Origin of the sequence: Sphingopyxis witflariensis, from assembly GCF_002205635.1 — a bacterium.
Taxonomy (GTDB): domain Bacteria; phylum Pseudomonadota; class Alphaproteobacteria; order Sphingomonadales; family Sphingomonadaceae; genus Sphingopyxis; species Sphingopyxis witflariensis.
Map to the genome: position 1 here is coordinate 14,109 of NZ_NISJ01000012.1, position 19,091 is coordinate 33,199.

Annotated in this window: 18 protein-coding genes and 1 pseudogene; 7 read left to right on the forward strand and 12 right to left on the reverse strand. The window is 64.4% G+C overall.

Annotated elements, in window-relative coordinates:
• The first annotated feature begins 33 nt into the window (after window positions 1-33).
• On the forward strand, window positions 34-534 hold the full coding sequence (locus CDQ91_RS17530) for a hemerythrin domain-containing protein (RefSeq protein WP_088473995.1): 501 nt from the start codon (window positions 34-36) through the stop codon (window positions 532-534).
• Here the strand turns inward: CDQ91_RS17530 and CDQ91_RS17535 are convergent.
• Window positions 486-2,078: a ShlB/FhaC/HecB family hemolysin secretion/activation protein gene (locus tag CDQ91_RS17535; protein ID WP_088473996.1), complete on the reverse strand. Its 1,593-nt coding sequence runs from the start codon at window positions 2,076-2,078 to the stop codon at window positions 486-488. The genes CDQ91_RS17530 and CDQ91_RS17535 overlap by 49 nt on opposite strands.
• 53 nt (window positions 2,079-2,131) lie before the next feature.
• Window positions 2,132-3,151: a hypothetical protein gene (locus CDQ91_RS17540; protein ID WP_088473997.1), complete on the reverse strand. Its 1,020-nt coding sequence runs from the start codon at window positions 3,149-3,151 to the stop codon at window positions 2,132-2,134.
• A 378-nt stretch (window positions 3,152-3,529) separates the two neighbouring features.
• Here CDQ91_RS17540 and CDQ91_RS17545 point away from each other — a divergent pair, with 378 nt between their 5' ends.
• Window positions 3,530-3,802: a DUF3297 family protein gene (locus CDQ91_RS17545; RefSeq protein ID WP_088473998.1), complete on the forward strand. Its 273-nt coding sequence runs from the start codon at window positions 3,530-3,532 to the stop codon at window positions 3,800-3,802.
• Between the two features lie 280 nt (window positions 3,803-4,082).
• On the opposite strand, the gene CDQ91_RS17550 is transcribed toward CDQ91_RS17545, so the two are convergent.
• From CDQ91_RS17550 to CDQ91_RS17560, 3 genes are all read right to left on the reverse strand, one after another.
• On the reverse strand, window positions 4,083-4,670 hold the full coding sequence (locus CDQ91_RS17550; RefSeq protein ID WP_088473999.1) for a CHAP domain-containing protein: 588 nt from the start codon (window positions 4,668-4,670) through the stop codon (window positions 4,083-4,085).
• Between the two features lie 164 nt (window positions 4,671-4,834).
• Window positions 4,835-7,186, reverse strand: a complete 2,352-nt coding sequence (locus tag CDQ91_RS17555) for a putative bifunctional diguanylate cyclase/phosphodiesterase (protein ID WP_088474000.1) — start codon at window positions 7,184-7,186, stop codon at window positions 4,835-4,837.
• 92 nt (window positions 7,187-7,278) lie between these two features.
• Window positions 7,279-9,027 carry a fatty acyl-AMP ligase gene (locus tag CDQ91_RS17560; protein ID WP_088474092.1) on the reverse strand — a complete coding sequence of 583 codons (1,749 nt, stop codon included), beginning with the start codon at window positions 9,025-9,027 and terminating at the stop codon, window positions 7,279-7,281.
• Between the two features lie 180 nt (window positions 9,028-9,207).
• Between CDQ91_RS17560 and CDQ91_RS17565 the strand changes: the two genes are divergently transcribed.
• From CDQ91_RS17565 to CDQ91_RS21760, 4 genes and pseudogenes are all read left to right on the forward strand, one after another.
• Entirely contained in the window at window positions 9,208-9,780 is a 573-nt protein-coding gene (locus CDQ91_RS17565; protein WP_088474001.1) for a regulatory protein RecX, read from the forward strand.
• Window positions 9,781-9,829: 49 nt separating this feature from the next.
• Window positions 9,830-10,279, forward strand: coding sequence for a DUF192 domain-containing protein (locus CDQ91_RS17570; protein WP_164499273.1), 450 nt, complete (start codon window positions 9,830-9,832; stop codon window positions 10,277-10,279).
• 75 nt (window positions 10,280-10,354) lie between these two features.
• Window positions 10,355-10,741, forward strand: coding sequence for an NADH:ubiquinone oxidoreductase subunit NDUFA12 (locus tag CDQ91_RS17575; RefSeq protein ID WP_088474002.1), 387 nt, complete (start codon window positions 10,355-10,357; stop codon window positions 10,739-10,741).
• Window positions 10,742-10,986: 245 nt separating this feature from the next.
• Window positions 10,987-11,157 (forward strand): annotated as a pseudogene (locus CDQ91_RS21760) (DUF2155 domain-containing protein); the annotation flags it as partial.
• Window positions 11,158-11,192: 35 nt separating this feature from the next.
• Here the strand turns inward: CDQ91_RS21760 and aat are convergent.
• Window positions 11,193-11,975, reverse strand: coding sequence for a leucyl/phenylalanyl-tRNA--protein transferase (aat, locus tag CDQ91_RS17585; protein ID WP_088474094.1), 783 nt, complete (start codon window positions 11,973-11,975; stop codon window positions 11,193-11,195).
• Window positions 11,972-12,802 carry a class I SAM-dependent methyltransferase gene (locus CDQ91_RS17590; protein WP_088474003.1) on the reverse strand — a complete coding sequence of 277 codons (831 nt, stop codon included), beginning with the start codon at window positions 12,800-12,802 and terminating at the stop codon, window positions 11,972-11,974. Before CDQ91_RS17590 ends, aat begins: the two co-directional genes overlap by 4 nt.
• 52 nt (window positions 12,803-12,854) lie before the next feature.
• Here CDQ91_RS17590 and CDQ91_RS21075 point away from each other — a divergent pair, with 52 nt between their 5' ends.
• Window positions 12,855-13,043: a hypothetical protein gene (locus tag CDQ91_RS21075; protein ID WP_144036816.1), complete on the forward strand. Its 189-nt coding sequence runs from the start codon at window positions 12,855-12,857 to the stop codon at window positions 13,041-13,043.
• Between the two features lie 12 nt (window positions 13,044-13,055).
• Here CDQ91_RS21075 and CDQ91_RS17595 read toward each other — a convergent pair whose 3' ends face one another.
• The 5 genes from CDQ91_RS17595 to atpA form a co-directional block, all read right to left on the reverse strand.
• Entirely contained in the window at window positions 13,056-14,546 is a 1,491-nt protein-coding gene (locus CDQ91_RS17595; protein ID WP_088474004.1) for a TadA family conjugal transfer-associated ATPase, read from the reverse strand.
• 182 nt (window positions 14,547-14,728) lie between these two features.
• Window positions 14,729-14,986, reverse strand: a complete 258-nt coding sequence (locus CDQ91_RS17600) for an ATP synthase F1 subunit epsilon (protein WP_088474005.1) — start codon at window positions 14,984-14,986, stop codon at window positions 14,729-14,731.
• Between the two features lie 47 nt (window positions 14,987-15,033).
• Window positions 15,034-16,557, reverse strand: a complete 1,524-nt coding sequence (atpD, locus tag CDQ91_RS17605) for a F0F1 ATP synthase subunit beta (protein WP_088474006.1) — start codon at window positions 16,555-16,557, stop codon at window positions 15,034-15,036.
• 57 nt (window positions 16,558-16,614) lie between these two features.
• Window positions 16,615-17,490, reverse strand: a complete 876-nt coding sequence (locus CDQ91_RS17610) for a F0F1 ATP synthase subunit gamma (RefSeq protein ID WP_088474007.1) — start codon at window positions 17,488-17,490, stop codon at window positions 16,615-16,617.
• Between the two features lie 71 nt (window positions 17,491-17,561).
• Window positions 17,562-19,091, reverse strand: a complete 1,530-nt coding sequence (gene atpA, locus CDQ91_RS17615; RefSeq protein WP_088474008.1) for a F0F1 ATP synthase subunit alpha — start codon at window positions 19,089-19,091, stop codon at window positions 17,562-17,564.

Sequence of the window (19,091 nt, forward strand, 5' to 3'; positions counted from 1 at the left end):
TATCCGAGGGGCCACTCGAAGCGGGAGACCTCTATGTCTATCGGACATGAAATGCGTCGGTTGCGTGCCGAACATGATGCGCTGGCGACCTTGTCACGCATCCTGATGGACCTTGTCGATCAGCCAGACCCGCCGCGACCGACCGAGCTTTGCTCGGTGCGCGGGATGCTACGCGATACGCTGGTGCGTCACCTGAAATGCGAAGATTGGGTACTCTATCCGCGGCTGAAGGCGAGCGGCGACGCGGCGCTGATCCGGATGGCGTGCGAATTTGTCGCGGAGATGGGCGATATTGCCGACGATTTTGAGGTTTATGACAGCAAATGGACCGAGGATATGGTCGCCGCCGATTGGCCCGGCTTTTGCCACGAGACGCGCGCCGTTCTTGGCCTGCTTGCGATACGGATCGAGCGCGAGAATGAGGATCTTTATCCTGCGGTCGAGCGGATCGGGGTGGCCGAAGCCGCGCTTGTCGCCGCAGACGGTCAGGGTCGGAGCGACAATTTCCAGCTGAGCGCCACCCGCCAGCCCTGATCGAAACCCGGCACCGGCTGTTTCCACGCGTCGGCGACTTCGACCCCGATATTGGCATATTCGGCATAGGCGAGGCGCACTCCGCCGCCCCAGCTGCCGAGCTGGAAGCCGGTTTGCGGTATCCCCGGACGCGCGAGCAGCGTCACATCGGCATAGTCGGCGAAACCATAGATTTCGCTTTTGGCGAGCTTTCCGTTGCGCAGGGGGCGCAGTGCGACTTCGGTGAAGCCTGCGACGCCGCGGTCGCCGTTGACGAGCCCGTCGTCGAAGGCGCGGCCGAAGGTGGCGCCTCCGACGCTGAAACGCTGTGCCGCCGGAACACGGTCGCGTGTCCAACGTCCGGTTGCGGCGACGCGGATAACGGCGGCCTTGCCGACCGCCTGATTCGCCTCCAGCCCGCCATCGGCATAGAGAAAATCTTCCTCGCCGACGTCGGGGTCGACGCGCGCCCCCGCGAAACCAAGGCCTTGCGAAGCGCCGATGCGCGCGCCCAGCACGGTGCGATCCTCGCTGAACCGGAAAGCGAGGCTGCTGCTCGCGGTCCAGGTCTTTTCGGCGGCGATCGTCGATCCGAACAGCGCGTTGCGCGAATCGAGATAGTCGAGCCGCGCCGCGAGCGTCAGATTGCGGCGTGTCGCACGGATGATCGGATGGGTGATGCCGACGCCCCCGCTCCACGCCTCGCCGTTGACCGCCAGCCCCACCGGACGGGTTCGCAGCGCAGCGCCGGAAATTTCCGCACGAGTGCCGCCGATCCCGATCGGGCTCGAATGATTGGCGGCGAGATAGAGCAGGGATTTGAAGTTGAGCGCAGCGGCGCCGGTCAGTCGCGTTTCGTCGCCGCTGCGCAGCAGGCTGGAACCGCGGGCGTTCGCCTCGACGATTCCGTCATTGACGAAACGGCTGGTGCGGGTGGTGAAACCCAGGCCAATCGTCGGCTTTTTGGCATCGACCGCGAGGTCGAGCACGACCGCACCGGGTTCGCCGGAGAGGGCGAGGGTCGGGGTGACGGTGACGCCGGGAATATCGCCGATATTGCCGAGTACGCGTTCGAAACGCGCGCGCGGCAGCGGGCGCTGGCCGGGCAAGGTGCCGGCCATTTTCGCGATCAACGGCGCGGGGCCGCTGTTCCGCTCGCCGCTCAGCGTGACCGCGCCGACATGACCTTCGGCCGAGGCGACGGTGACGACACCCTCCGACAGATCCTGTTCGGGGATCACGAGAGTGAAGAGCGCGACGCTCGAGCGGCTGTAGGCGCGGGTCATCACGCCGGCGAGCCGGGCCAGATTATCCGCCGATGCAGGCTTGCCCACGAAGCGTTGCGCGGCGCGTGCGACATTGGCGGGAACGCCGGCGCCGACGAAGCGAATCTCGCGGATGATGATATCGCTGCGTGCACCGAGCTCGACCTTGCCGAGCGAGAGATTCGCGCTTTCGGGATCGGGCAGCGGATCGCGGCGGTTGTCAGAGGGCGAAAGCGGCGGCCGTCCGTCGAGCGGGGTGGCGGCCGGCTGCGCTGCCGAGGTCGCGGCGGGAAGGAGCAATGCTCCTGTCGCCGCCGCGGTCCAGGCGCTGCGCAGACTGCGCAGCGAGCGGCTCAGTTGCCGCCCTTTGGCTTCAGGCCGCCCAGCAGGCCACCGACGGTGCCGGTGACGCCCGTGACGGTATCGGTAACGGCATTGCCGCCCGTGGCGCCGCCGCCGAGCACGCCGCCGACGGTGCCGGTAACCCCCGTTACGAGGCCGGTGACGGCATTGCCGCCGCCGCCCGTGGCGCCGCCGGTTGCGCCACCCGCGACCTGAGCGAGTGTCCCCGTCACCGTGGTAACGGTCGATCCGACCAGCGCGACGGGATTGCCCGTTGCGCCGCCGGCGGGCGTCGCGATGGCGCCGAGCAGATTGCCGCCGCTGCCGGGCTGGACGGTCACCAACTGGCCGCCGGACCCAACGCCGACGGTGAGCAGCGATCCGCCGGTCTGGGTGGGCGACAAGAGGCTGGCGCCGATCAACGGCGAGGCAGAGGGCGAACCGACCGCGGTTGCCTTGCCGATCGTCGCGGTGATCAGCTGGCCGGGCGCAGCGGCAAGGCCATCGACCAGATATTGCTGACCAGTACCGGTCTGGACCAGCGCGACCCCGGTGCTTTTGACGACGCCGACGACGGTGCCGACAAGATTGGTGCCGCCGGGCAATTTGCTGTCGACCGCGTTGGCGAGCAACAGGCTCTTGTCGGCGACGACATTGACGAGGCCGCCCGTTTTGACGAGCACTCCGCCGATCACCGGATTGACGCTGGCTCGATCGCCGGTGTTGGCGAGCAGGCCGGTGCCGGCGACGCCACCGGGGCCAACCAGCCCGCCGACGGCAAGGGCGCCGGCATTGCCGAGGGCCAGGCTACCGCCGGTCGCACCGGTCGCGCCGGTGGCGCCAGTGGCACCGGTCGGGCCTGCTGGACCGGCCGGGCCAGCCGCGCCCTGCGGACCGGCGGCGCCAGTGGATCCACCGGTGCCGACGCTACCGACGCGATAGCTGCCTGACGATTCGCAGGCGGCGAGCGCGAGGCATGCCGGGATGAGGATGAGGTGGGCAGGGCGAAACTCGAGACGTGACGAACGCATGAGCAATCTCCTTCGCGGGGAATTGGTCCCTGAGTCGAAGAATAGCGCAATCGAATGAAAGTTCCCGCAAATTAGGTGGTTAACAGTCGACATTCGCGCAATTTAACCATCAAATCATTATTTTTCCTAGTATTTTTGCTAAGTAAAAATTTCGATATTTGATATATTTTGTCTCTGAAGGCCCTCGTAGTGGGTGAAGGGCGGTCTCTGCTGATCCATTTTGGTACAGGTAAAATACTGCCAAATTGGTTCTATTTGATACGCTTGCGGGGCTTTGGCATCGTCTGCTGCCTCGCAGCGGTTGGGCGCGACCGCGTGACGCTTGATTTCGGGGGGGCGCTCGCCTAGCCGCGCGGCAGCCATTGGAGATTTTTTGAGATGACCGACACCCCTCCCGACCATCTGTCGACCAACCCGCGTTCGCCGCATTTCAACATGGACGTGCTGCAGCGCGGCATCGGCATCCGTTTCAAGGGGCAGGAGCGCACCGACGTCGAGGAATATTCGATCTCGGAAGGCTGGATTCGTGTCGCCGCCGGCAAGTCGAAGGACCGCTTTGGTCAGCCGATGACGATCAAGCTGTCGGGCCCGGTCGAAGCCTGGTTCGAGGACAAGGCCGACGCCGAGGGCGAAGGCAGCGAAGAAGCCTGACCGTTAGCCACCCCTCTCGCTTGCGGGAGGGGCTGGGGGCGAGGCGCGCCATCGTGCACGCCGGAGGCCGGAGAGGCCCGCCCCGCTGCGACCGGACCGGATATTGCTGGCGTCCCCGCGAGCGGGCCGGGGCTTGCGTAATTTATCGAGCTGGAAGGCCGGGCATCCGTGCGCGGGGATCGGTTTCGCAGCCGTCCTTGGTTTCACCCAATGGGCTGGCATTGCGTCGGCGCGCCTTAGGGCAGCGCTTCTTTGAGAGAAATGGTGAGGCGGCTCGGACTTAGCCGCCGAGCGAGGCGACGACGATTTCGAGGCCGTTGCCGGGCTTCCAGTTATTCTTTGCCCAATTGGGCTCGTCGAATGCACGGCGCTGGGGGGCGGATTCGCGGCCGTCGCCATTGGCGTAGATGAAGCCCTGCACCGGGTTGGCGCGCAGGCCAAGGTCGCCGATCGGGGCGTACCAGACGCGGACCATGCTCCAGTCGCCATTGCTGCTGACGTCGACGACGCGGACATTGCGTTCGATCTGGCCGCGGCGGCCGTTGATCGGTGACCAGTTGGCATGGTCGATCAGGATTTCGCGGTCGCTGAGGACCTTCTTGACTACGGCAACATGGCCGTATGGCATGCCGCGCGTGCCGGCAAAAGCCATGACGGCGCCCTGACGGGGTTCTTCGCCGCGCTCATAGGTTCCGGCCGCCTGCGCCCACCAGGTTTTTGCATTGCCCTGAATTTCGACGCCCGATTCGGCGCGGGCGAAGGGAACGCATTGCAGATAGTCGCGGGCGATGGCGGGGGCGCTGGTCAACATGCCGGCTAGCATCATCATGGACGCGACAGCGGCACCCAGAAAACGACGATTGGACATGGATTGCGACCCCTTGTGGCTTGTCTTCAAGCGTTGGAGCGTCTTTGCCACGATGGTTCCATTCCACCACCCGTCTCGCGGTGAGTTGCATCCGTCGTGCGGTGAGCGGCGGAAGTTTTTGTTAATCTTTTCAGCTCGTCGCGCGCGCTGCTCGGCCTGTCGTCTCAGGCCGCGGCGATCGCCAGTGAAGCGGGCCGGTTGAACAGCGTCAGCACATCGGCGGCGGGCATCGGGCGGCCGTAATAATAGCCCTGGATGTTGCTGCACCCCATCGCGCGGATCGTTTCGACTTCAAGCTCGGTTTCGGCGCCTTCGGCAGTGGTCGACATGCCGAGGCTGTCGGCGAGCGCGACGACGGCGCGGATGATCGCGATCGATTCGATGCTGCCCTTTGCGGCGCCGACGACGAAGCTGCGGTCGACCTTGATCGTCGAAAATTGGGTCTTGCGAAGATAGCCGAGCGACGAATAGCCGGTGCCGAAATCGTCGAGGCTGAGGCGGATGCCGAGTCCGATCAGCTGGTCGAGCAACTGCGCCGCGCCGCCGCCGTCGCGCAGGAAGACGCTTTCGGTGACTTCGATTTCCAGTCGCTGGGGGGGCAGGCCGCTTTGCGCGAGCGCCGAGACGACGACCGAGGCGAAATTGGGGTCGGTGAGCTGGTCGGCCGACACGTTGATCGCGACCTTGAGGTTCGATGGCCATTTCATCGCTTCATGGCAGGCGGTGCGCAGCACCCATTCGCCGATCGGCGAGATCAGGCGCGCATCCTCGGCCAGCGGGATGAAGCGACCCGGCGACACATTGCCGAGTTTCTGGTTGCGCCAGCGGATCAGCGCTTCGAAGCCGTTGAGGGTGCCGTCGGTCGCGGTGACGACCGGCTGATAATGAAGCTCGAATTCGCCGCGCTCGAGCGCGCCGCGCAATTCCTGTTCCATCACCCGCCGTTCCTCGGCCTGGGCATGCAGCGAGGCGACATAGCCGGCGGCGACATTGCCGCCGCGATCCTTGGATTTATAGAGCGCAAGGTCGGCGTTGCGGGTCAGCGTTTCGACCGTCGCGCCGTCCTGCGGGCCGATTGCGAAACCGATGCTGGCGCCCACGAACAGCTGGTGATTGTCGACGACATAGGGTCGGCTGATCGCGACGATGATCCGCTTGGCAAGGTCTTCGGCGGCGGTGGCCGACGGGACATTGTGGAGAATGACCGCGAATTCGTCGCCGCCCAGCCGGCCGCAGGTCATGCCGCGATCCAAAATGCCCTTGAGCCGCGCCGCGACCTGCGCGAGCAATTTGTCGCCGACGGGGTGCCCCAGCGTATCATTGACCGCCTTGAACCGGTCTAGGTCGATCATCAGCATCGCGCAGCGCGATTTGGCCTCCAGCGCATGGGTCAGCGCGCGCGCGAGATCTTCGTTCAGGCTGAGGCGATTGGGCAGGCCGGTGAGATTGTCGAAGCGCGCCATGCGGGCGATTTGTTCGGCGGTCGCATGCTGTTCGGTTACGTCCGAGCCGACGCCGCGAAAGCCGAGGAACTTGCCGCCTTCGTCGAGGCGCGGCGAAGCCGACAATTCCCACCAGCGCGGCTTGCCGCCGATCGTCACCGGGACGGTCAGGTTGGAAAAGCTTTCGCGCCGCTTCATCCGTTCGGCCATCGCGTGCAGCGCTTTGGGGAAATTGCCGGTTTCCCATGCGTCACCCGACAAGGCCTGAAGCAGCGGGGTGCCCTCCAGCGCTTCCGCATTCGCGCCCAGCGCAAAAGCGAGGCGCGGCGATACATGGACGAGGCGGCGGGCATTGTCGGTTTGCCACAGCCAGTCGGCCGAGGTTTCCTCGAATTCGCGGAGCAGCAGGCTGACCGTTTCGGTTTTTTCGTGCAGCGTTTCCTCGGCACGGCGGAAGCGGATATGGGTCTGGGCAAAGCGAACGCAGAAGACGCAGAGCAGTAGCCCGGCGATCAGCGCGATTCCTGCCAGTTGCGGCGCTCCTGCGCGCACCAGCGCCACAGCGGCCGAGAGGCTGACCGGCGCGATGAACAGGATGCAGGCCATCGGGATGCTGTGGGCCACCATCGCGAGCATCAGCATCACCAGCAGCGCGATTGTCCACATAGACAGGACATGGTCGAGCGGCGGCGCGACCCCGGGTAGCCAGAAAGACACGCCCCACAATATGGCGCCATAGATCGCATGGCGGTTGCACTGCCGGTGTTCGGCGAGACCCGCCAGCCGGGGATCTCCGAACGGAAGTGTGCGGAAGCGATGATGGGACCAGAGGGCGAAGATCATCGTGGCCAAAGCCCAGCCGCCAGCGATGGCCAGGGGCAAGCGAACCGCCATGGTGCAGCCGGCAACCAGCGCCAGCGCGATGCCCATCGACAGGCGCAACTTCCCCTTGTTGCGAAGCGGCGCGAGTTGAAGCTGGCGGAGCTTGCCGACATCTTCGTCGCGTGGCCCCAGCCCCAGCAGGGTCCGCGCGGGAATATCATCGGCAGCCAATTGGTCAGTCAGGCTTTTCACCACATCAGTTTAGCGGGGCCGGGTTACCTGAAAGTAACCACGGCACGCGTCTGGTGCAATTTTTTGTCCCCTAACGGGACAAATATATCCCGTCAGGCCGCGATGGCAAAGGGCTGGATTTCTCCAGCGAGATATTGCGCGCGCGCTTTCGACCGGCTGAGCTTGCCCGAGCTGGTGCGCGGCAGCGTGCGCGGCGGGATCAGTTCGATCAGGCAGTTCATGCCGGTGATCGCGCGGACGCGGTCGCGGATCGTCTCGCGGAGCGCAGCGCGTTCAGCATCGTCGCTGGTGCGGCACTGGACGAGCACGGCAGGGGTTTCCTCACCGCCCGGCGCAGTGATCGCAAAGGCCGCGATGTCGCCCGACTTGAAGCCGGGAAGCTGTTCGACCGCCCATTCGATATCCTGTGGCCAGTGATTTTTGCCGTTGATAATGATCATATCCTTGGCGCGGCCAACGATATATATGTAACCATCTGACAAATAACCCATATCTCCGGTGTCGAGCCAGCCGTCGATCAGGCAGGCGGCGGTCGATTCGGGGTCGCGATAATAGCCGGTCATCAGCGACGGACCGGTGCACCAAACCTTGCCGACGGTCTGGTCGGGCAGCGCATTTCCGGCTTCGTCGCGCACTTCGATCACCATGTCGCGCGCGGCGCGGCCGCAATTGACGATGGCGCGGTAGCGGGTGGGGCGGTCGGCGTCGTTCGCCGCGCCCGACAGCTCGGTTTCCTCGACCAGTTCGACGACAATGCCTTCGCCCGGGGGCATGATGCTGACCGCGAGGGTCGCCTCGGCAAGGCCGTAGCTTGGCAGGAAGGCGCTGGCGCAAAAGCCCGCGTCGGCAAAGGCGTCGACGAAGCTTTGCATCACGTCGGGGCGGATCATGTCGGCGCCATTGCCTGCGACGCGCCAGCGCGACAGGTCGAAACGGTCGGCGACATGCGTCTGGCTGGAAACGCGGCGTGCGCAAATGTCATAGCCGAAGGTCGGCGAATAGCTGAGCGTCGTGCCCTCGTTGCGGCTGATCAGGTCGAGCCAAGCGAGCGGGCGACGGGCGAAATCTTCGGTCTTCAGATAGTCGACCGACACCTGATTGGCGACCGGCGAGAGCAGGCAGCCGACGAGGCCCATGTCATGATACCAAGGGAGCCACGAGATGCAGCGATCGCTGTCGCGCACTTCCATGCCATGGCTGTGCGCGGCAAGATTGTTGAGCAGTGCGGCGTGGGTTACCGCAACGCCGTGCGGGAAGCGCGTCGAGCCGCTGCTGTACTGGAGGTAGCAGGTCTCATTCGACTGCTGCGCCGGAAGCTCGGCGACCGGCGCGGCACGTTCGGCGAAGGCGCTCCAGTCGACCGGCAGCACATTCTGCGATTCGGCGGCCTCGACCGCCATTGCGGCGATTTCGGGCGGGAAGAAGAGCATGGTGGGGTCGCAACTGGTCAGCTGAACGACCAATTGCCCGACATAGCTGTCGCGCCCGCCAAAGCTGGTCGGCAGCGGCAGCGGCACGGGCCAGGCGCCAGCATAGATGGTGCCAAAGAAAAGCGCGGCGAATTCGGCGCCGGTTTCGGCGATCAGCGCGATGCGGTCGCCGGGTTTCACTCCGGCGGCGATAAGGCGATAGGCGGCCTCGAGCGCATCGGCCTTGAGCTCGGAATATGGATAGGGGCGCACCAGCTTTCCGCGCGGGTCGTGGAAGTTGAGCCCGCGCGTGCCGTTAGCGGCATAGTCGAGCGCTTCGCCCACGGTGGCGAAATCGGAAAAGCGGCGCGGTTGCGCGCAAAGGGTCGGCGTCGGAGCAAGCTCTTCGGCCATGGTGATCATATCGGTCATATTGGGTGCTAGGTCCCGGAAAGCGGGGCGCACAGCAACAAGCATGTCATCTTTCTGCGTCATGATTGTTTGCGCGATCCCCGGTTGTTGGAACAAAATCGCCTTTTTCGGGCTCTTATGGCCCGATATGGCGGCGCTGATCGTTCTCAATCGGGCCTGACTATGGCATAAACATGGCATATGGCCAACCGCCACGCTCCATCCGACCGGTCCAGGAAGTCACTCGGCGCAGCGCGACTCGATGAACTGGCGCTCGCCTATGTCGCGCGATTCGCGACGTCAAAGGCGAAATTGGCGCGCTATCTGACCCGAAAAATCCGCGAATCGGAATGGGTTGGCGAAAGCGATCCGTTTGCGGTGGCCGAGGCGGTGACGCTGCGGATGGAAGGGCTGGGGTATCTGAACGATCGCCAATATGCCGCGATGCGCGGCGCCGCAATGACGCGGCGCGGTTTGGGGGTCGGGCGGGTGAAAGCGCAGCTTTGGGTCGACGGCATCGCGCCGGAGGATTCGGGTGAAGCGGTCGAAACGGCCCAAGGCGCCGCGACGGGCGCCGCGATCGGCTTTGCCCGGCGGCGGCGATTCGGCCCCTTTGCGGTGCGCGTGATCGACGATCCGGCGCAGCGCGAGCGGCAGGTCGCGGCCTTTGCCCGCGCGGGCCATTCGTTAGCCCTCGCGCGGCGTATCCTTGCCATTGCGCCGGGGGATGATGAGGCTTTGGCGGCGCTGGACGATGACGGGATGTTCGATTAGGCGGGCTTGTCCCATCGGGTGGAAGGTCAAGCGGGTAGAAGGAATGCCGATGCGTGCGATGATGGTGGCGCTGGCCGCGGCGATGACGCTGCCGCTGGCGGCGTGCAACCAAAAGGCCGAAGGACCTTCGACGGTCCCGCTGACGATCCGCGACGGCGATATGGTTCATCAATTCACCGTCGAGGTCGCGCGCACCGAAGCGGAGCAGCAGCGGGGGTTGATGTTCCGCACCAGCCTGCCTGCCGATGGCGGCATGGTCTTTCCCTTCGCCAAGCCGCGATTCGCGAGCTTCTGGATGAAGAATACGCTGATTCCGCTCGATATGATCTTCGTCCGCGCCGACGGAAGCATCGACCGCATCGCTGAAAACACCATTCCCGAATCGCTCGAGCCCGTCGCGAGCGGTGGCGAGGTGAGCGCGGTGCTGGAGCTCGCCGGCGGCACCGCCACGCGGCTCGGCATTGACGAGGATGCGGTCGTGACGTGGAAAGCGCGTTGAAGCGCGTGTGAAACAGCGTGGGCGCGTGGTTTGGCGCTTGCGAAGCGTGGTGGCTTGCCTGTAAACGCCACGGCCATGAGCATTTTGGGCAAGATTTTCACCTGGTGGGACGGCGCGACCGTCGGCACATTGTTGAACAGCTGGCGCACCGGCGAAAAGGTCGGCGAGGATGGCCTCGGCAATCGCTATTTTCGCGCGCGCAAGGGCGACCGCCGCTGGGTGATTTATAACGGAGCGAACGACGCGAGCCGCGTTCCCCCCGAATGGCACGGCTGGCTGCATCACACCTTCGACGAGCTGCCGTCCGACATGTTGCCCGCGCCCCGCGCGTGGGAGCAGGCGCCGACGCCGAACCTGACCGGCAGCACGGGCGCCTATCGCCCCGCAGGTGCGCTCGAACGCGGCGGACGCCGCGCCGCAGCGACCGGCGATTATGAGGCCTGGCGGCCCGGCGCCGAGTGAGCGCCGCAGTGTCCCGGCTGACTGCGACTGTTGGGCTGGCCGTGCTGGCTGCGGCGACGCTGGCGGCCTGCGACGGGGCGCCGAGCGCGACGAAAACCGGTGGCAGCGCCAAGACGCCGCAGATCGCGAAATCCGCAAGCGTCCCGCAGGAAGTCGGCGGGATCGAAGGTGCGACGCCGATGGCCGAGCGCGTCGCGGTGCTGGGGTTGCTCAACAAGCGCAACGGGCTGGTCCGCGACCTTGAGATGAAGCCCGGCGAATCGGCGCGTGTCGACCGCGTTATCGTGCGGTTGCGTGCGTGCGAGCAGACCGCGCCGTGGGAAGATCCGCCCGAAACCGGCGCCTTCATCCAGCTGACCGTCCAGGATCAGCGCGACGACAAATGGTATCGCGTTTTTTCGGGCTGGCTGTTCAAGGAGCGCCCCGAGCGCAATGTGATCGAGCACCCCATCTATGACGTGTTCGTCAAAAGCTGTGCGATGACATATCCGGGCGGCGAACCCGTTGCGCCCTCCGCGCCCAAATCGGCGGCCGCGCCCAAGGCATCGAGTGCGCCCCAGTCGCCCGCGACGAACGGCGGCGAAGGAGGAGCCCCGGCCGCGGCGCCTGCTCCGGTCGCGGCTCCCAAGGCTGCGCCCGCACCGTCGGCTCCGGACAGTACCGAATAAAGCCGCTTCAGATAGTCGCGTTGGGGGATTTCGATCGCCCCCAGACTGGCGAGATGCGGCGTGATGAACTGACAATCGAGCAACTGCCACCCGCCCGCACGTAGGCGGGCAACGAGATGCGCGAGCGCGACCTTCGATGCGTCGCGTGCGCGGCTGACCATCGATTCGCCGAAAAAGGCGCGGCCGAGCGACACGCCGTAAAGCCCGCCGACCAGATCGTCGCCGTGCCAGCATTCGATGCTGTGCGCATGGCCAAGACGGAACAGGCGGTCGTAGCTCGCCTTGATCACCGGGTTGATCCATGTCGTCGGCCGGTCGTCGGCCGGCTCGGCGCACAGCGCGACCATATCGGCGAAGATCGTGTCGGTGGTGACGCGAAAGCGATCCGAGACGATGACTTTCTTCAGACTGCGCGACAGGCGAAAGCCGTCGAGCGGCAGGATCGCGCGCAGTCGCGGTTCGACCCAATGGACCGACGGGTCATCTGCCCCGTCGGCCATAGGAAAAAGCCCCTGCGCATAGGCGCTGAGCAGCAGCGCAGGGTCTATGGCTTCAAAGGGCTTCAGTTTGCCGGCTTTACGAATTTCAGCGTCATGCGGTCCGATTCGCCGATCGCCACATATTTGGCGCGGTCCTTGTCGCCTTCGGTCAGCGACGGCGGCAAGGTCCACACGCCCTTTTCATAATCCTTGGTGTCGCGCGGATTAGCGTTGATCTCGCTGCGTCCGGCGAGCTTGAAGCCCGCTGCCTCGGCAAAGGCGATGATCGAGCTTTCCTTCATATAGCCCGATTTCTCTTCCTTCGCGGCGGCGTCGCTTTCGTTCAGCCGATGTTCGACGACGCCCAGCGTGCCGCCGGGTTTCAGCATCGCAAAAATCTGTTTGAAGGCGTTGGCGGTATTGTCGCTGCCGCTGAAACGCCAGTTGTGCACGTTGCGGAAGGTCAGCACGACGTCGGCGCTGCCGTCGGGGACCTTGGGATTGGTTCCAGCGTTCGGAAATTCGGCGAGCTTGACCGTGCCATAGGTATCGGGTTTCGCGCCCTGCCATTCCTTGACCCGATTGAGGCCGCGTTCCCACGGAGCTGCGGCATAGAGGGCGCCGCCGCCGGCCTTGGCAAGCGGGGCAAGAATTTCGGTGTACCAGCCGCCGCCGGGCCATAGCTCGACGACGGTATCGCCGGGCTTCACGCCGAAAAAGGCGAGGGTTTCGGCGGGGTGGCGATATTGGTCGCGCGCCAGATTAGCGGGGGTGCGGGTCGGTGCGGCGACCGCGGCGGCGATGATGTCATGGCCCTGATGGGCCTGATGGGCGGCGTGGCTGTCGTCGCCGATCGCGGCGGCGGGGCCGGTAAAGGCGATGGTGGCACTTGCAACAATCAATAGCGGACGCATATGGGCACCTCTCTCTGGGGGAAGGCCCCTGTTTGCGTAGGGATGCGCGTCAATGCAAGTGTCCATGCTGTCGGTGAGTATCGGTGCCGCCCTTCTGTTCGGCGTTGCCGAGTTCGCCAATCATCGCCGGCGCAACCGCCGCGACGTCGACAGGGTCGGTTTCATGCCGTGGCGCGGGATCGCATTGGCGTCGGCCTCCGTCGCGCTGTTCGCGGCGGCGTTCTGGTTGAGCGGTCGCTGAAGGCCGAAAGGCTTACAGGCACGCCTCGAGATAGGGCTGGTCGAAGCCGTACTGGCGCGCCTTTTCGAGCGTATAGGGGCGCAGGCCCATCGCGCGATATTCGCCGACGATCTTGCCGTCCTTGTCCTCGTCGAGATATTCGAACTTGAAGAGTTCCTGGGTGACGATGACGTCGCCTTCCATCCCTATCACTTCGGTGACGTTGGTGACCCGGCGCGAGCCATCGCGCAGGCGCTTGATCTGGATGATCATGTCGACCGAATCGGCGATCTGCTTCGAAATCGCTTCCTTCGGAATCTTGATGTCGCCCATCAGGACCATATTTTCCATACGGCCAAGGGCTTCGCGCGGGCTGTTGCTGTGGAGCGTACACATCGACCCGTCGTGACCCGTGTTCATTGCCGCGAGAAGGTCGAAACATTCGGCGCCGCGAACCTCGCCCATGATGATGCGGTCGGGACGCATGCGGAGCGCGTTCTTGACGAGATCGCCCATGTGGATCGCGCCATTGCCCTCAAGGTTTGCGGGGCGCGTTTCGAGCGGCAGCCAGTGCGGCTGTTGCAGGCGCAGTTCGGCGGCATCCTCGATCGTCAGCACGCGCTCGCCCGGGTCGATCATTTTCGACAAGGCGTTGAGCATCGTCGTCTTGCCCGAGCCGGTGCCGCCCGAGATGACGATGTTGAAGCGGCTGGCGCCCGCGATCTTCAATGCGGTGCACATTTTCTGGCTCATCGCGCCCCATTGGAACAGCATGTCGAGCGTGATCGGCTTGGCCGAGAATTTACGAATCGAGATGGCGGTCCCGCGCAGGGACAGCGGCGGTACGATGACGTTGACTCGGCTGCCGTCCTTGAGGCGGGCGTCGGCGAGCGGAGTGGTCTGGTCGACGCGGCGGCCGACCATGTTGCAGATGCGCTGGGCGATCTGAAACAGATGCTGTTCGTCGCGGAACTGGATCGGCGCGATGACCAGCTGACCCTTTTTTTCGATATAGGTCTGGTAGGGACCATTGACCATGATGTCGGTGATGTCGGGGTCCTGGAGCAGTTCCTCCAGCGGGCCGAAGCCGAGCAGCTCGTCGACGAGCACCTTTTCGAGCGCGAACTGCTCGCGGCGGTTGAGCGTGATGCGCAGTTCGGCGAGCACTTCGAGGATGATCGGGCGGAATTCCTCGGTCAGCTCGTCCTTGCTCAGCGTTGCCGCAGCCTCGGGGTCGACGCGTTCGAGCAGGCGCGGCAGCACCTGCTCCTTGATCTTGTGGACGCTGGCCTCGAACCCTTGCGCTTTTTCAGGTTCCATCGCCTCGGCGGTCGAGCGCTGGTTCAGCCGCTCCATCGCCTCCATTTCGGGGGTCATCGGCCCCGAATAGGCCTCTGGCGCAGGCGATGTGTCGATCGCCGGGAACTGGGTTCCGCCGGACACGCCGGGGCCAGACTGCATCGGCTTCGCGACGCCAAAGGCGGGGCGGCCAGCGGTGCCGGGGCGACGTCCGAATGCGCTCATTATCTCATCCTGCTTTCGACTCGGGGGCAAAAGGCAACCCACGGCTGCCGCACCCCCATCCGACAGGGTGAATAAAGGGGAAACTTTGATATTGTCCTAATGGCGGGGGCAATTGCGGCGCGCACAAAAAAGCCCGCGTCCGGGTGGACGCGGGCTTTTTTGTGTTTCGTGACGGAAAGGCGTCAGCCGGCGATATGCTCGGCGAGGACGGTCAGGCCGCTCTCGTTGACTTCGGCAAAGCCGCCTTCGACTTCGATCACCTCGGGCGCGGCGCCCGCGGTGGCATAGATCGTCAGCGGGCCGTTGCGCAGCGTCGCCATGAAGGGCGCATGGCCTTCGAGCACCGAGAAGTCGCCTTCGGCCCCCGGCACGGTGACCATATGGACTTCGGCGGTCCGCTCGAGGCGGGCAGGGGTGACGAGTTCGAACTTCAGAGCCATTTTCTTGTCCTCAACCCCCTCCCCCGAAAGGGAGGGGTTCGGTAGGTTTACGCGTCTTCGGCGAGCTTCGCAGCCTTGGCGATCGCTTCGTCGATGCCGCCGACCATGTAGAAGGCCGCTTCGGGAAGATGGTCATATTCGCCATCGACCACCGCCTTGAACGACTTCACCGTATCTTCGACCGCGACGAACTTGCCGGGGATGTTGGTGAAGACTTCGGCGACGTGGAACGGCTGCGACAGGAAGCGCTGGATCTTGCGCGCGCGGGCGACGACCAGCTTATCTTCTTCCGAAAGCTCGTCCATGCCGAGAATGGCGATGATGTCCTGGAGCGACTTATACTTCTGCAGCGTTTCCTGAACGCGGCGAGCGGTTTCATAATGCTCCTGGCCGACGATAGCGGCAGTCAGAACGCGGCTGGTCGAATCGAGCGGATCGACCGCCGGATAGATGCCGAGTTCCGAAATCGCACGATTGAGCGTGGTGGTCGCATCCAAGTGAGCGAACGAGGTTGCAGGCGCCGGGTCGGTAAGGTCATCTGCGGGAACGTAAATGGCCTGAACCGAGGTGATCGAACCCTTGTTGGTCGAGGTGATGCGCTCCTGCAGCGCCCCCATGTCGGTCGACAGGGTCGGCTGGTAACCCACGGCCGAAGGAATACGGCCGAGCAGTGCCGACACTTCCGAACCCGCCTGGGTGAAGCGGAAGATGTTGTCGACGAAGAAGAGCACGTCCTGGCCTTCGACATCGCGGAAATATTCGGCGATCGTCAGACCCGAGAGGGCAACGCGAGCGCGGGCGCCCGGGGGTTCGTTCATCTGGCCGAATACGAGGGCGACCTTCGATCCTTCGGGGGTCGGGTTGCCGTCGGCGTCCTTGGCGATAACGCCGGCGTCGAGGAACTCGTGATAAAGGTCGTTGCCTTCGCGGGTGCGTTCACCGACGCCCGCGAACACCGAGGTGCCGCCATGGCCCTTGGCGATATTGTTGATCAGTTCCTGAATAAGAACCGTCTTGCCGACGCCGGCGCCGCCGAACAGGCCGATCTTGCCGCCCTTTGCGTAAGGCGCGATCAGATCGATGACCTTGATGCCGGTGACGAGGATGCTCGATTCGGTCGACTGGTCGACGAATTCAGGAGCCTTGGCGTGGATCGGCGAACGCAGGTCGGTGACGACCGGACCGCGCTCGTCGATCGGCTCGCCGATGACGTTGAGGATGCGGCCGAGCGTCTGCGGGCCGACGGGCACAGAAATCTGCGCGCCGGTGTCGGTCACGGGCTGGCCGCGGGTCAGACCGTCGGTCGCATCCATTGCGATGGTGCGGACGGTGTTTTCGCCGAGGTGCTGCGCGACTTCGAGGACGAGGCGGTTGCCGTTATTCTCGGTTTCGAGCGCGTTCAGAATCGCGGGCAGGGTGCCGGTGAACTGGACGTCGACGACGGCGCCGATGACCTGGGCGATGCGGCCCGTCGCGGTGCCGGTGCTGGCTGCCTTGGGCGCAGCGGCCTTCTTCGGCGCAGCGGCTTTCTTGGCGGGAGCCTTCTTTTCAGGGGCGGGTGCGGTTGCCATGAGCTTCTTCCTTGGGTTGATCAGTTAGAGCGCTTCGGCGCCCGCTTCTTCGTGGTGCTACAGCGCTTCCGCGCCAGCTATGATTTCGATGAGTTCGGTCGTGATCGCCGCCTGACGCGTGCGGTTGTAGATGATGGTCAGCTTGTTGATCAGGTCGCCCGCGTTGCGCGTCGCATTGTCCATCGCGGTCATCGACGCGCCCTGTTCGGACGCGGCGTTTTCAAGGAGGCCCTTGAAGATCTGGATGGTGATGTTACGCGGAAGCAGATCGGCAAGGATTGCTTCCTCGTCGGGTTCATATTCCACCGCGGCGTCGCTCGATGCCGGAACATCGACGGGGGCGGGAACCGGGATCAGCTGCTGACCGGTGGCTTCCTGAAGCAGCGCCGAGCGGAACTTCGAATAGAAGAGATGCGCAACGTCGAACGCACCGGCTTCGTAAAGCTCCATCACCTTGAGCGAGACGTCGTGCGCCTGCTCGAAGCCGATGTCGCGGATGCCGGTGGTTTCATAATGCTCGGTGATCTGACCGGCGAACAGCCGTGCGATGACCGGGCGGCCCTTGCGACCGACGAGGAAGAAGAGAACTTTCTTGCCCTCTGCCTGCAGTTCGAGCGCCTTGTCGCGCGCCGCCTTGACGATGTTCGAGTTGAACGCGCCGGCGAGGCCGCGGTCGCTGTTGAGCACGACGAGCAGATGCGTGTCGCTCTTGCCGGTGCCGGCGAGCAGCTTCGGCGCGCTGTCCGACCCGCCGACCTTCGACGCCAAGCTGGCGACGACGCCTTCGAGGCGGGTCGCATAGGGGCGCGCGGCTTCGGCAGCGGCCTGCGCCTTGCGCAGTTTCGCCGCCGCAACCATTTTCTTGGCCTTGGTGATCTTCTGGGTCGATTTGACCGAGCCGATCCGGCCTTTAAGTTCCTTCAGATTGGCCATGAAGCCCTATCCTTGTATCCCGGCGCGAGGCCGGGATCTTGGTGGACCCCGGCTTGCGCCGGGGACCAGTTTTACGCGAAAATCTTGGCGAAAGCGGTCAGCGCGGCAACCAGGCCCTTCTTGGCGTCGTCGCCAAGATCCTTGGTGTCGCGGATCGTCTTCAGCACATCGGCATGATCGCTGCGCAGATAGGCGAGCATCGCCTGTTCGTAGCGGTTCACGTCGGTCGTCGCGACATTGTCGAGATAGCCATTGGTGCCGGCAAAGATCGACGCGGTCTGCTCTTCGAACGGCATCGGCTGGAACTGGGCCTGCTTCAGCAACTGGGTCAGGCGCGCACCGCGGTTCAGCAGCTTTTGCGTCGACGCATCCAGATCCGAACCGAACTGCGCAAAGGCTTCCATTTCGCGATATTGCGCGAGCTCGAGCTTGATCGAGCCCGACACCTTCTTCATCGCCTTGGTCTGCGCAGCCGAGCCAACGCGGCTCACCGACAGGCCGACGTTGATCGCCGGACGGATGCCTGCGTTGAACAGGTTGGTTTCGAGGAAGATCTGGCCGTCGGTGATCGAAATCACGTTGGTCGGGATGTACGCCGAAACGTCGCCCGCCTGGGTTTCGATGATCGGCAGCGCGGTGAGCGAACCCGAACCATTGTCGGCGTTCATCTTGGCCGAACGCTCGAGCAGGCGGCTGTGGAGATAGAAAACGTCGCCCGGATAGGCTTCGCGGCCCGGCGGGCGGCGCAGCAGCAGCGACATCTGACGGTAAGCGACGGCCTGCTTCGACAGATCGTCATACACGATCACGGCGTGCATGCCGTTGTCGCGGAAATATTCGCCCATCGTGCAGCCCGTATAGGGTGCGAGGAACTGCAGCGGAGCGGGCTCCGACGCGGTTGCGGCGACGACGATCGAATATTCCATCGCGCCATTTTCTTCGAGCTGGCGGACGATCTGCGCCACGGTCGAGCGCTTCTGGCCGACGGCGACATAGATGCAATAAAGCTTCTTGCTCTCGTCGGTGCCCGCGTTGGCTTCCTTCTGGTTGATGAAGGTGTCGATCGCGACGGCGGTCTTGCCGGTCTGGCGATCGCCGATGATCAGCTCGCGCTGGCCGCGGCCGACGGGGACGAGGGCGTCGAGCGCCTTGAGGCCGGTCTGGACGGGTTCGTGAACCGAGGTACGCGGGATGATGCCCGGCGCCTTGACTTCGACGCGCATGCGCTTTTCGGCCTTGATCGGGCCCTTGCCATCGATCGGGTTGCCGAGGCCGTCGACGACGCGGCCGAGCAGGCCCTTGCCGACGGGAACGTCAACGATCGTGCCGGTACGCTTGACGGTGTCGCCTTCCTTGATCTCGGCGTCCGAGCCGAAGATCACGACGCCGACGTTGTCGGCTTCGAGGTTCAGGGCCATGCCCTGCACGCCGTTGGCGAATTCGACCATTTCACCGGCCTGAACATTGTCGAGGCCGTGGACGCGGGCGATGCCGTCGCCGACCGACAGAACCTGACCGATTTCGCTGACCGTTGCATCGGTCCCGAAATTGGCGATCTGGTCCTTAATGACCTTGCTGATTTCAGCGGCGCGGATTTCCAT

Coding starts and splice junctions, on each gene's coding strand:
- CDQ91_RS17530 (WP_088473995.1), top strand. CDS start 34: ATGTCTATCGGACATGAAATGCGTCGGTTGCGTGCCGAACATGATGCG.
- CDQ91_RS17540 (WP_088473997.1), bottom strand. CDS start 3,151: ATGCGTTCGTCACGTCTCGAGTTTCGCCCTGCCCACCTCATCCTCATC.
- CDQ91_RS17545 (WP_088473998.1), top strand. CDS start 3,530: ATGACCGACACCCCTCCCGACCATCTGTCGACCAACCCGCGTTCGCCG.
- CDQ91_RS17550 (WP_088473999.1), bottom strand. CDS start 4,670: ATGTCCAATCGTCGTTTTCTGGGTGCCGCTGTCGCGTCCATGATGATG.
- CDQ91_RS17560 (WP_088474092.1), bottom strand. CDS start 9,027: ATGACCGATATGATCACCATGGCCGAAGAGCTTGCTCCGACGCCGACC.
- CDQ91_RS17565 (WP_088474001.1), top strand. CDS start 9,208: ATGGCCAACCGCCACGCTCCATCCGACCGGTCCAGGAAGTCACTCGGC.
- CDQ91_RS17570 (WP_164499273.1), top strand. CDS start 9,830: ATGCGTGCGATGATGGTGGCGCTGGCCGCGGCGATGACGCTGCCGCTG.
- CDQ91_RS17575 (WP_088474002.1), top strand. CDS start 10,355: ATGAGCATTTTGGGCAAGATTTTCACCTGGTGGGACGGCGCGACCGTC.
- CDQ91_RS17590 (WP_088474003.1), bottom strand. CDS start 12,802: ATGCGTCCGCTATTGATTGTTGCAAGTGCCACCATCGCCTTTACCGGC.
- CDQ91_RS21075 (WP_144036816.1), top strand. CDS start 12,855: ATGCAAGTGTCCATGCTGTCGGTGAGTATCGGTGCCGCCCTTCTGTTC.
- CDQ91_RS17595 (WP_088474004.1), bottom strand. CDS start 14,546: ATGAGCGCATTCGGACGTCGCCCCGGCACCGCTGGCCGCCCCGCCTTT.
- CDQ91_RS17600 (WP_088474005.1), bottom strand. CDS start 14,986: ATGGCTCTGAAGTTCGAACTCGTCACCCCTGCCCGCCTCGAGCGGACC.
- atpD (WP_088474006.1), bottom strand. CDS start 16,557: ATGGCAACCGCACCCGCCCCTGAAAAGAAGGCTCCCGCCAAGAAAGCC.
- CDQ91_RS17610 (WP_088474007.1), bottom strand. CDS start 17,490: ATGGCCAATCTGAAGGAACTTAAAGGCCGGATCGGCTCGGTCAAATCG.
- atpA (WP_088474008.1), bottom strand. CDS start 19,091: ATGGAAATCCGCGCCGCTGAAATCAGCAAGGTCATTAAGGACCAGATC.